Source organism: Shewanella japonica (assembly GCF_002075795.1).
Taxonomy (GTDB): domain Bacteria; phylum Pseudomonadota; class Gammaproteobacteria; order Enterobacterales; family Shewanellaceae; genus Shewanella; species Shewanella japonica.
Map to the genome: position 1 here is coordinate 552,741 of NZ_CP020472.1, position 12,543 is coordinate 565,283.

Annotated in this window: 9 protein-coding genes; 4 read left to right on the top strand and 5 right to left on the bottom strand. The window is 41.6% G+C overall.

Translation table 11 applies throughout. The features are described 5' to 3' along the window. Positions 1-154 precede the first annotated feature (154 nt). Positions 155-1,915, top strand: a complete 1,761-nt coding sequence (locus tag SJ2017_RS02420; RefSeq protein ID WP_420876295.1) for an ExeM/NucH family extracellular endonuclease — start codon at positions 155-157, stop codon at positions 1,913-1,915. Positions 1,916-2,047: 132 nt separating this feature from the next. After that, positions 2,048-2,335, top strand: coding sequence for a hypothetical protein (locus SJ2017_RS21940; protein WP_080914755.1), 288 nt, complete (start codon positions 2,048-2,050; stop codon positions 2,333-2,335). A 70-nt stretch (positions 2,336-2,405) separates the two neighbouring features. On the opposite strand, the gene SJ2017_RS02430 is transcribed toward SJ2017_RS21940, so the two are convergent. Both SJ2017_RS02430 and SJ2017_RS02435 read right to left on the bottom strand, forming a co-directional pair. Beyond that, positions 2,406-3,524 (bottom strand): PepSY-associated TM helix domain-containing protein, encoded by a 1,119-nt coding sequence (locus tag SJ2017_RS02430; protein WP_080914756.1) that lies wholly within the window; start codon positions 3,522-3,524, stop codon positions 2,406-2,408. Between the two features lie 62 nt (positions 3,525-3,586). Beyond that, positions 3,587-5,719, bottom strand: a complete 2,133-nt coding sequence (locus SJ2017_RS02435) for a TonB-dependent siderophore receptor (RefSeq protein ID WP_080914757.1) — start codon at positions 5,717-5,719, stop codon at positions 3,587-3,589. Positions 5,720-6,022: 303 nt separating this feature from the next. Between SJ2017_RS02435 and SJ2017_RS02445 the strand changes: the two genes are divergently transcribed. Beyond that, positions 6,023-7,177, top strand: a complete 1,155-nt coding sequence (locus SJ2017_RS02445) for an acetyltransferase domain-containing protein (RefSeq protein ID WP_080914759.1) — start codon at positions 6,023-6,025, stop codon at positions 7,175-7,177. Positions 7,178-7,235: 58 nt separating this feature from the next. Here SJ2017_RS02445 and SJ2017_RS02450 read toward each other — a convergent pair whose 3' ends face one another. Next, a complete protein-coding gene (locus SJ2017_RS02450) occupies positions 7,236-8,339 on the bottom strand; it encodes a phosphoribosylaminoimidazolesuccinocarboxamide synthase (RefSeq protein WP_080914760.1) in 1,104 nt (367 codons plus the stop codon). Positions 8,340-8,553: 214 nt separating this feature from the next. Here SJ2017_RS02450 and SJ2017_RS02455 point away from each other — a divergent pair, with 214 nt between their 5' ends. After that, the gene (locus tag SJ2017_RS02455) at positions 8,554-9,534 is read left to right on the top strand and encodes a DMT family transporter (protein ID WP_080917356.1); all 981 of its coding nucleotides are present in this window, start codon (positions 8,554-8,556) and stop codon (positions 9,532-9,534) included. On the opposite strand, the gene SJ2017_RS02460 is transcribed toward SJ2017_RS02455, so the two are convergent. Both SJ2017_RS02460 and SJ2017_RS02465 read right to left on the bottom strand, forming a co-directional pair. Then, complete coding sequence (locus tag SJ2017_RS02460) at positions 9,531-10,589, bottom strand: lipid A deacylase LpxR family protein (RefSeq protein ID WP_080914761.1); 1,059 nt, start codon at positions 10,587-10,589, stop codon at positions 9,531-9,533. The two genes, SJ2017_RS02455 and SJ2017_RS02460, sit on opposite strands and share 4 nt — an antisense overlap. Positions 10,590-10,716: 127 nt before the next feature. Further along, the gene (locus SJ2017_RS02465; protein ID WP_055022881.1) at positions 10,717-12,531 is read right to left on the bottom strand and encodes a DEAD/DEAH box helicase; all 1,815 of its coding nucleotides are present in this window, start codon (positions 12,529-12,531) and stop codon (positions 10,717-10,719) included. Positions 12,532-12,543 lie beyond the last annotated feature (12 nt).

The following is a 12,543-nucleotide window of genomic DNA, read 5'->3' on the forward strand; positions in this document are numbered from 1 at the left end:
AATCATGTTTCAGTTGCGCAAGCGGCGATTTAAGCTTGACTGGATGACACATAAAATGGGAGCTTCGGCTCCTATTTTGATTAGGAAATCAACCGAGTTGTTGATTGAGTTATTTTGTATTACAAAGCAGAAAGATAATGAGTTGGAGTGGTCAATGAGATTAAGGATGTTATCGGCAGTATCGCTAGGGATTACGTTGTCCATGCCGATGTGGTTACAAGCTAAAACGGTCAATGAAGCAGCATCAACGGCGAATGATGTGTTATGTGAAGCTGCCTCGATTACCCCGATTTCTCAGATCCAAGGCACAGGAAGCAGTAGCCCGTTTGTGGTGGAAGGCACAAATGAATCCGTTAATGAATTAACCACTCGAGGCGTAGTAACAGCTCGAGCTGATAGATTATACAAAGGTTTCTTTATTCAAGATCCTCTCGCTGCAGGTTCACCTTTAGCATCAGACGGTATTTTTGTGCATTGGGGAGCGTCTGCACCCGCAGAAATCGTCCCAGGGATGGAAGTCTGTGTCACAGGTAAAGTACAAGAGTATTCAGGCTTTACCCAAATCAATATAGAACAACAGCAAAAATTTACACTCGGTAACCATGTTGGTGAGCTTGCTGCTACGCCTTTATTGGTTCAAGAAGGTCAAAGTTTGGCTCAAACTCTTGAGCGATTTGAAGGCATGAAAGTTGTGTTAACAACAGCGAGTGATATGAAAGTCACACGTTCATTTAGCCTCGATTATGATTCATACCGTAATAACATGGTGTTGTCACATCAAGCACCATTAATGAAAGCCACCCAGGTTTATTCACCTTTATCCACTGACGCAATCGCATTACACAGTGCCAATATCAGCAATCAACTTGTGGTTGAATCTGACTATAAAGCTGAGCATGGCGAGGTGCCGTATTTTTTAAATTTTAATGCCGATAACGGTTATATTCGTATCGGAGATACCTTGACCAACATTGAAGGAGTCATTGGCTATAGCTACGATCAATACCGTTTGATGCCAACCAATAGCATCAATGCTAGCGACTTTATTCGTAATCAAGACAGAACGGCGGCACCTACGATTGCAAACCAAGGTGATATTCGGGTCGCAAGTTTTAATGTGCTGAATTTCTTTAATAGCGAATTTGGCGGAGATGCTAACCCATTAGGCCATAACCGAGGGGCAAAAGTTGAATCAGAAATGCGATTGCAGCGGACCAAAATCGTTAATGCAATGGCGGCAATGAATGCAGATATTATTGGTTTAATGGAAGTTGAGAATAATGGCTTTGGTGAATTAAGTGCCATTCAAAATTTAGTCACAGCGCTTAATGCAAAGCTGCCTGCTGAACTTGCTTATCAATTTGTTGAAGTCACTGACAATGGCGGCTTTGTCGGCTCAGATGCTATTGCTGTCGGTATATTATATCGACCTTCTGTGGTGACTTTAGATGGAAAAGCAAAGGTGATACCAACACCTGAACAGCATCTAGAAGAAGGGGTGATTACACGTAGAAATGGCGATGTAAAAGAAACGAACCCTGCATATCATAAATACCAGCGCCATAGCTTAATGCAAGCTTTTATGATTGATGAGCAAAAACTGACAATCGTAGTGAATCACTTTAAATCTAAAGGCTCAGGCTGTGTCGAAGATTGGTTAAGCTTCAATGAAGAATCAGAGCCAGTAGATTTACAAGGCAAGTGTAATGCGTTTCGAGTCTCTGCTGCTAAGGTCATAGGCGAGTCGGTTAAAGACATAGAAGGGGATGTATTGGTTATTGGTGATTTAAATGCCTATGGCAAAGAAGATCCATTAGCAGTGCTAACTGATTATGATGCAGCGCTAAGTGAACGAGTCATTAAAACGGCATCATATACCCGTTTAAATGGCGTTGAGTATGAAGCAACAGGCTAGGTAATTGATAAAGGCTATGGGTTTATTAATTTAAATACGCAAGCCCATGGCGCAGCGACGTACTCATACAGTTATCGAGGTGAACTAGGCAATTTAGACCACGCCTTAGGTAATGCCAGCTTAGCAGCACGTATGGTAGCCATTGAAGATTGGCATATCAATGCGGTTGAATCTAACTTGTTCGAATACAGCAGTAAATATACCGGAGAGCTAGCCAAGTCTGATAATGTTTACTCTTCATCAGATCATGATCCAGTGCTCATTGCGCTGGCATACCCTCAAGCGGCAGTATCAAAAGTAAAAGTCGGTGAAATTAAACAAAATGCTGGTGGCAGTTTAGGTTACTTGGGTTTATTACTTTTATTGACCTTATGCCTTGGCCGTACGTTTAGGCTTCAAAATGAGTCAACTCATCACTAATGGCGAGATTGGATATGGTAGGTTAGTAAAAAAGGAGCCTTAGGCTCCTTTTTTATTGGTTGTTGTCACTTCAAGCCACTGGCTGAGAGTCTATGGCCACTCTGGCCCGTTTGGATGCGGATTTTTGCTGACGCCGATTCCAATATAAATATAAGCCTGTAAAGCCTAGTAGTACTGGCATTAACCCTACAATACACCAAATAATACGAGTAATGAGTCCGCCAAAGTAACCAAAGTGCAGTTTTCTAAAACTGTCTAAAAACACCATTAATAAACCCGCTTCTCGAATATCTTGTTTATTAAGGAGTTTGCCTGTGGTTTTGTCAAAACTGACAGTGCTTGCGTACTCACTATGCAAAGGGTTACTGCTTTGTACTGCGCCATAAAAAGTAATATCTCGTTCGGGTTCATGGGGCATAGCCAAGTAGCCAGCTTGGTAACTGGGTATTTCAGCATGGCTTTTTAGCCGCAATGACTCGAAAGAAATCTCAGGACTATGAAGTGGAGCAGTGATGTAAACATGGGCGCCATCACCGTGCTCGTTTATTTCATGCAAGATGCCAGCAATGTTCCAGTAGCCGCCGGTAAAAGCCATGATGATTAAAATTGGTGAGCTTAAAATGCCGATGAACTTGTGAATATCACTAAATAAAACACGCTTAACGGCTTTAAAGCGCATGGTGAACAACTTTGCCCAAAAACGACGGTATAAAATGATGCCGCTGATCCCTAAAAATAACATGATCAGTGCGGCAGCAAAGCCAACCCAAGCGCCTTTAACATCGAGTAAAAAGGTGTAATGCAATTCGAGCAACCAATCAGTGATGTAGTGTCCCATTGGCTGGGAGACTGACAATAACTCGCCGTTATATTGATTGATATAAATCTTTTCCCATTGTTCAGTGCCATGCTTAATCAAGTAACCTGCATCTGAACGGTGCTTATCGTCAAATAATCCCCATCCACCTAGCTCGTAACCTGGATTTGCAGCCAGTGTCGTTTGCATCAAGGTATCTAAGCTGACTCGCTCGCTGGTTGCTGTGGCATCAACGACCATATGCGATGGGCGCAAAAGGCTGTCTATTTCGACCTTAAAAACCAAAATGCTGCCAGTTATTGAAATGATCAATAACGGCAGCATCGCAATTAAGGCTCCATAGGAGTGCCATTTAAATAATGTTTTTCTCATAATTGACTCTAATTGGATCAAAAAAGGCTTCTTGCTTTACAGCAAGAAGCCTCTACATCAGCTTATAATTTCCAGCTTAATGTCGCGCTATAATTTGTTGGAGCACCATAGAAACCTTGCGCCCAGTATAGGCTCGTTAAGTATTTCTCGTCGGTGATGTTTTTAGCATTAACGCTTAGCTCAATATTTTCGTTAAACTCATAACGAGCCATCAGATCAACAATGGCATACGCATCTTGCGTAGTCACAACTGTTTTCGTTGGTTCTTGGTAGCGGAAAATATCATCCTGCCAGCGCATGTTTGCACCAATTGTTAAACCTTCTAAGAATGGAATTTCATAAGTGGTGCCTAACTTGAATAATTTTTCAGGAGTGTAATTAGCTACCTGATTCGTTTCGTCGCTAGTACTGATATCAAAGTCAGTGTAGCCAAGACTCACATTTAATCCTGGGTAAACTTCGCCAGCGACATCAAGTTCAAAGCCTTTACTCTCGATGCCATCTGCACCGTAATAACGCTGTTCAGTCGGTGGAAGCTCAGCGGTATCTGGGTCTAGCGTCGCTAAGTTGGTTTGAATGACATTGAAGTAAGCCACAGTGGTGATCAACCTGCCATCAAATAACTCACTTTTTAGCCCTATTTCGCTGCTTTCGCCCGTAACAGGTTTCAAGATGTTGTTATTGATATCTTTTTCTGTTTGAGAGGTGAATGTTTCGGTATAACTCGCATAGGCTGAAAGTTCAGGAATGATATTATAAACTGCGCCAACATAAGGAATGAATTCAGCATCTTCTACAGTTTGATCATTACCATAAGCTTCTCCATCAACCTGCCAGTCGTTAAAGCGACCGCCAGCAATCAAGTGGAAACCTTCGAATAAATTAAATCTACCTGTGAAGTAAGCCGCTTTTTGGGTCGCTTCAACATCACTGCCACTCAGGCCGTCAGCAAAAGTTGGTTTAGGAGTATTACCATCCCAGGTGTTGAGATCTGGCATTGCCGGGAAACCATTACCAGTGGTGTAATCATATAAGGATGTGTCGATATAACTTACTTTCGCATAGTTCACACCCACGACCAGCTGATGGTCTCTTCCAAACAGTTCAAAGTCACCATTTAAATATACGTCGACTAAATCATGTTCATCATCAAGATCATACTCACTGCCATAACCGGTTAATCCGAGCTCGGTTTCTTTATCAGGTGTGCCATATACATAGAAGAGCTCAGTATCTTCATCGGTGGTGCGGTGTGAGTAGGTTGCACGTAAATGCCAGTCATTATTAAAGTAATGGCTTAGCTCTGCGACAGTATTGTTTTTGACAACTTGCCAATTTGACCAGTCAGCTGAAGTATTGGTTGAGCGATCATAATTGGTTGGACTGCCATCAGTATAGAAAAGTGGCAAAGCGCCCCAGTTATTGCCTTTAGCATCGTTATTTATATAACTGTGGCTAATAGATAGTGATGTATTGTCACCCAAGTTGGCTTCGAGAAAGGCATACATAATCGTCTTGTCAGTTTCATATCTGTCTAAATATGAATCTTTGGTTTGCTTGACGGCAACAGCTCTTGCTGCAAAAGTATCATTAATTATGTAAGTGCCATCGGCTTCTATGCGTTTGTTATCCCAGCTTCCGTAACTCGCTCGTAAATTAAGGTTACTTTGTGCCGTAGGGCGTTTACGAATAAAGTTAATGGTGGCAGATGGATTACCGACACCAGTCATTAGGCCATTTGCACCACGGATAACTTCAATACGGTCATAAATCGCAGTATCTTCATCTGCGTGGTTATTACCATTGGTTAGTGGTAAACCGACGCCATCAATTTGAAAGTTGGTGACATCAAAACCACGTGCAGTGTAGTAAGTTCGATCAGTTTCGATACGCTCAACATTAATACCGGTAGCGCTATCTAATGCAGAATTAATATCATTTAGCTGAAAATCCTGTAGCTGCGCGCTTGTGATAACAGAAACGGATTGAGGAATGTCAACAATTGCTAAGTCTAATCGAGAAGCTCCACTTGCTGAGTGAGCGTTATAACCTTCAATATATCGGCCTTTAACTTCAATCACTTCTAGATTGCTCGGCTGATTCTGATTATCAGTTTCATTAATTTCTTCTGCTGATACGCTTTGTAATGCACTTAAAGCGCATAACATGGATAAGTAAATAGGACTTAGTTTCATATTTTCATCATCTTAACTGCTGTGAAAGCACAGTGCTTTTCACTAGAATGGGCAATTGTTATTGCAAATGGAGTATTTGCACCAAATGATAAAGAAAAGTTAACAAAAAATGAATGAAAATCATTATCATTTACAAATGGGCTAAATTGTAAATTTTTTGAAAATTTTTCACTGTTATTTGAGATGGCTTTATGGGCTATTTTCGATAAAGAACAAACCCGTTTGCAGATGATTGTTATAGTGATAGAAGCACATTTGTGGCTAATAATGATCATTCTTAAGTTCCCAAAGAGAACCCAATAAATGAATACTGTAAGTCAATCAGTACTTAAAAAGCGTATTGATAGTATTGATATCATGCGTGGTATCGTGATGTTAATCATGTTGTTAGATCATGTCAGGGAGCGATTTTTCTTTCATGAACAAGTGACTGACCCAATGACCTTAGACAGTACCAGTACAGGGTTATTTATCAGTCGATTTGCAGCACATTTTTGTGCACCGACTTTTGTCTTCTTAACTGGCGTGTCAGCTTGGTTATACAATCATCCTCAGTTTGGGCCAGAGCGCTCAGCAAGGTCTTTTTTAATTAAGCGTGGTCTGTTTATTATTGCCTTAGAATGCACCGTGATTACTTTTCAGTGGATGGGTAATTACGAGATGATTTGGCTACAGGTTATGTGGGCGATTGGTATTAGTATGCTAGCACTCGCATTACTGATTGGCTTACCTCGAGTTTGGCTTGGTGTTATTGGCCTAGTCATCGTATTTGGCCACAACATGTTAACGCCTATACAGTTCTCACCAGGTGAGTGGGGTTACACGTTATGGGCGATATTGCATGATCGCGGTAATATTTTACCTAATGACTTTATTGGAATTAGAGCTAGTTATCCCGTGTTGCCTTGGATAGGCGTGATACTGTTAGGCTATGTTATGGCGCCAATATACAGTGCTTCATTTGAAGATAAACAGCGTCACAAAATCCTTATTCAACTTGGTCTAAGCTGTTTTGTTATTTTCGCTATTTTGCGTGGTTTTAATATTTATGGTGAAACCTTAGATTGGCAGCAAGGTGACAGTATACTGATGACGCTGAAGTCGGTGTTTAATTTAACTAAATACCCACCTTCTTTAGCTTTCTTGCTAGTGACTATTGGCGGCACTTTATTCTGTTTACGTGCACTTGAAAAAGTAAACCCGCGTTACGGTAAAGTCTTGTCTACCTTTGGCTCAGCGCCGATGTTTTTCTATATTGTTCATTTGTATTTATTACTTGCTATGTACCGATTTGCAGTAAATGTAATTGGGCCAAACTATGGTGATTTATATGGATTTACAGACATTAGTTGGGTATGGATTACGACAGTTATTTTAGCGGTATTACTGTATTTTCCCACCAAGTGGTTTAGTCAATATAAGCATCAAAGTAAACAGGGTTGGATTAAGTACTTCTAAAGGTCACTGCCAGTAAAAAGGCGCCATTAGGCGCCTTTTTACTCTGCTAAATTCATTATTAGTCGATTAAGTCGAAATTTTCACGTAAAACTTTAATGATATCGGCTTTAGGGTTTTCAGGAAGCTTAATGCTGCTACCTGTGACTTTTTCAGCAACACCGGTATAGGTGCGCGATACATTCATCATCGCTTCAAGAGGTAGATCGTTGTCACGTGCTAATGCTTCACGCTCAGGCATTCTGTCTTTATTTAATAAAATGTCAGCGTCATCAAAGTGATTGAGTAAGAACTGACGGAAACCTTCTTTTGAGTTTTCTACAATCTTACCGTCACGGTAAGCAGGGCCATCCCAAATACGTGATGAATCAGGCGTACCCACTTCATCCATGTAAATCAGTTTCGAATTACCTTCTTTGTCATCTACGTAACCAAATTCAAACTTGGTATCGACAAACATCTGGTCGTGGCTAGCTAAGGCATCTGAAATTACGTTAAAGCCCTCTTTAAGCAGTTTTTCGTATAAATCGATATCGGATGCCTTTTCAAACCCAAATGCTTCCACATTGGCTTCAATGTCTGCACGACTGATGTTGACATCGTCTTGCTCTGGAACGCCAGGAATACCTGTTAAAATCCCTTTGGTAGAAGGAGTGATTAACAGCTCAGGCAGTTTTTGATCTTTCTCTAAGCCTTCAGGTAAGGTGATGCCGCAAAATTCACGCTCACCTTTTGCATATGCACGCCACATCGAGCCAGTAATGTATTGGCGACAAATTGCTTCAACTTTAATTGGTCGTGCTTTTTGTACTATCCAAACAAATGGATGTGGGATGTCTAGGATATGGCTGTCTGCTAAGCCATGCTCTGCAAACAAGGTAAACCAGTGGTTGGAAATCGCATTCAGTGCTGCGCCTTTGCCAGGAATACCTTGCAGGTTGCCTTCGCCATGGAAAATACAATCAAATGCTGAAATGCGATCACTGATCACCATGATGGCTAATGGTGTATCCGCTGGAGCATCGTAGCCTTTGTCTTTGATAAGGCGGCGACTATCAGTATCGGTTAGCCAATAAACACTGCGGACCTTGCCACTGTGTACCGGTTTGTCGGTACGAATAGGCAAATCATTGTTAATTGCGAGAACTGAATCAGCAAGACTCATGACCAGTATTCCTTAGAGGTTAAGTGTAGGGAGCTATCCTTTAATAACAGGATATGTCGGTATTTTAATGGCGGCTATTTTACCTTTATTAAGCCAGATTTCCATGCTTATAACAGGGCTAAACTCTTAATCCTGTATAGCGAATACTGAGGGGCTTAATATTAGTTTTTAATGCTTTATTCGTTGGTCTGTATCAGGCAAGATATTGCAGCTTATACTCTTGTTAACATCTGTGAGACATTCTGTGCATCCTACCAAACTCGGTTTATTTTTTGTGTCTATTGCCGTCATTTTTTGGGGCATATTACCGATAGCGTTAACACTCTCTGGAAATTTTATCGATCCGGTTACCTTGACTTGGTTTCGATTTTTAGTGGCATTTATCGTGACCTTTTTGGTGATGTGGCATCTAGGGTATTTACGTCAGTTCATGTCACTTTCACGAGGGGATTGGGTTAAGCTCAGTGCCGCCGGCATTTTACTCATGTGTAACTACACTTCGTTTGTGTATTCCTTAGATTATTTATCGCCAGGTACTGCACAACTTAACTTTCAGACTGCGCCATTTTACCTTGCTTTCGGTGGTGCGTTATTTTTTAAGGAGCGTTTAACTGCGGTGCAGTTGAGCTGTTTTGCAACTCTGGCCTTGGGAGTATTACTGTTTTTCCATCCAAGTCTTGATATGTCTGCCAGTGATAATAGTCAAATTGGTTTTGGGGTGTTAATCGTGCAGTTCTCTGTACTTTCTTGGACCAGTTATGCTTTATTGCAAAAGTCGCTGATCGCTAAGTTATCGCCTAATAACGTATTGCTATATATCTATGGTTTGGGTGTTGTCGTGATGGCGCCATTCTGTGATTTCAGCCAATTCTCTAAGATGAACTCATCTGAGTGGTTTATTATTTTATTCTGCGCAGCCAATACGTTGATTGCTTACGGTAGCTTTGGACAAGCCATCAAGTATTGGCCCACAGCGCAAGTCAGCGCTATGCTGGCTCTGACACCTGTGTTGAGTTTCATTGCTAATAGTCTGGTGGTAAAGATGAACTTATGGCCCAACACCTTTAGGGCTGATGCCATTGATGCTTGGTCATTGCTTGGGATTATCTTAATTGTCGGCGCTGTTTTTGCCATGCAGATATGGCCTTTATTACAGCAAAAGCGCAAGCAGCCATCAGCTGACAGGTATCGTTAGAAACGATAGTTGATATTGACTGCTGCAAAATTGGCAGTACTTGGTTGATCTTTATATTGCTCAGTGCCACGAATGACTGAAAAGGTTAATCCCCAGTTTTGCCAGTTAAGCATAAATCCTGAATTGATCATTGCTTGTTGGTTCGTCAGCTCGACTGAGTGGCTATCTGTAAAGTTATTGCCATCAAGGGTTATATCGTTAAATACATAACGTCCATACAAGGTCAAAAACAGCTGCCAGCTTAACTCGCTAGCAGGTTTTACTTGGTATCCATTGTTACTTCTTGATGCAGCTTGCGCTACGAAGGCATAACTGTGAGACAGAATGTTACCGATACGAAATGACATACCAGCACCAACATCACTCATTAAATTACCTATTGCCGCATTTCCATGAATAACAGTATCAAATTCGACATTTTCTGAAATTGGGGTGTATGCCCATTGATATAGGCGTTGTGCTTCAACTCTGAATACAGGCTCATTACTTAACTGATTATCCCAGCCCATTGGCTCTTTGGCATCAATGATTTCGTGAACTTGTTTTTGAGTTTGCTCAGCAAGTGAACCTGGCCCGACAAGACCTAAAGTTATACTTAAATTATCGGCGATACCATCACCAAAACTACGTAATGTAGATTGCCATAATAAGGTGCCAGCATATGGCCTGTCTGACTCGATGAGTTCCGCTTGTTGTAGATCATCAGGGGTGTACATGCGCTGGGATACACTATAGCTAATTTGATACTGTCTTGATGCACCATGGTTTAAATAACTGTAACCATAAAGACCTGTGAGCCAAGTGGGCATGTTAAGCTCATCAAAATCATCGACGATTGCCCTACCCCAACTCCACTCTAAACCATTGCTGTAGCCATTATCACTGGTATTAATAAGGCCAAATGCATCATTCTCAAAACTGAACTGTACCCAGTCACCATTTGATGTCGCTAAAACCTGCTGATGTTGATCTGCAGACACAACAATAGGTAAAACACTGCATATTAGTGTAAGTGCGCGAGTAATATGTTTGGCTAGGTATGTGCTTAGTAACATGAAATAAAACTATGTATCAGTAGGTATCAAAATGAGCGAAGGATTATACAGAAAACAGCATAAAAAAATGGAGCCTAAGCTCCATTTTTATTACAGGGTTTCAACAGATTGTTGATACTGTGATCAATTACTCGCTGTCACGTGGTTTACGTGGACGACGGTCGCCACGAGGACGATCATTACGATCACCACGAGAACGGTCATTACGTGGACGACGTGGACGGTCGCTACGTGTAGACTCTGGGAATGGAGTGTCACTTGCTTCTTTGATGTTAAGTGGCTTACCACAAACACGTACTTTACGAAGGTGTGTTAACACATCTTTTGGCATACCGTCTGGTAAGTCAATTGAAGTCACTTGGTCGAATAACTGAATTTGACCAATGAACTGACTGTCGATATTAGCTTCGTTAGCAATTGCACCAACGATGTTACCTACACCAACGCCATTATCACGGCCTACTTCAATTACGTAACGACACATTTTAACATCAGGCTTATCTTTTAAGCCTTCTGCACTACCAAAGCTTGTAGGCATTGGGCGGCCACCACGTGAATCACGACGGCTGTTGCGATCTCTGCCACCATCACGATCGCGGTCACGTGAATCACGTTGACGCTCTTGAATTGGAGGAAGTTGTAAAGGACGTTCAGCCTGAACTTGTTGTAATAATGCCGCAGCAAGTAAATCTGTATCGATTTCAAGCTGTTGACATAATTCAGCTACTGCGTTTTTCATGAAGTCTAAGTCACCATTAATGGTTTCTTGAACTTGTTCGCCTAAACGAGATAAACGACGCTCTGTTACTGTTTCTGGGCTAGGTACTTTCATTGGCGAAATACGGCTGTTCGTTGCACGTTCAATGGTACGTAACATACGCATTTCACGATTAGTAACGAAAAGAATTGCCATACCAGTACGGCCAGCACGACCTGTACGACCAATGCGGTGTACATAAGCTTCTGAATCATATGGGATATCGTAGTTTACTACGTGTCCAATACGTTCAACGTCAAGACCACGGGCTGCAACGTCTGTCGCAATAAGAATATCTAGCTTGCCACGTTTTAGCTGGTCAACAGCACGTTCACGTGCTTGTTGGTTCATGTCACCATGTAATGGTGAAGAAGCGTAACCACGAGCTTCTAATTTTTCTGCTAGTTCAACACAGCTATTACGAGTACGTACGAAGATGATAATACCTTCTGTATTTTCAACTTCTAATACACGGACTAATGCTTCAAGCTTGTTGTGTTGAGATACTTGAACAAAACGTTGTTCAATAGATTCAACAGTCGTATGACTTGCTGCGATGCTGATATGAACAGGCTTGTTAAGGTGCTTGTTAGCAACACGCTTGATTTGCTCTGGCATAGTTGCAGAGAAAAGTGCTAATTGGCTTTCAGCTGGCTTGTGCTCAAGTACCCATTCGATATCGTCGATGAAGCCCATTTTTAGCATTTCATCAGCTTCATCAAGTACTAATGCTTTAAGCGCATCAAGTTTCAGTGTGCCACGACGCATGTGGTCCATTACACGACCAGGCGTACCAACAACGACTTGTGGGCCACGACGTAGCGCACTAAGTTGTTGATGCATGCTTTGACCACCGTAAATAGGTAGTACATGGAAGCCTTTCATGTGTTTAGCGTAGCTACCAAATGCTTCAGCAACCTGTACTGCTAACTCACGAGTGGGAGCCAATACTAAGATTTGAGGAGCATTGAGTTTTTGATCGACACTATTAAGTAGTGGTAGTGCGAATGCACCAGTTTTACCAGTACCAGTTTGAGCTTGGCCTAAAATATCTTTACCTTCCATTAAAGGATCGATACTAGCAGCTTGAATTGGTGTTGGTTTTTCGTAACCTAAATCGTCAAGGGCACGAAGCAAATTCTCGGATAAACCAAGTTCGCGGAAAGTTCTTTCATCGGATGACATTGAGTTGTAGCC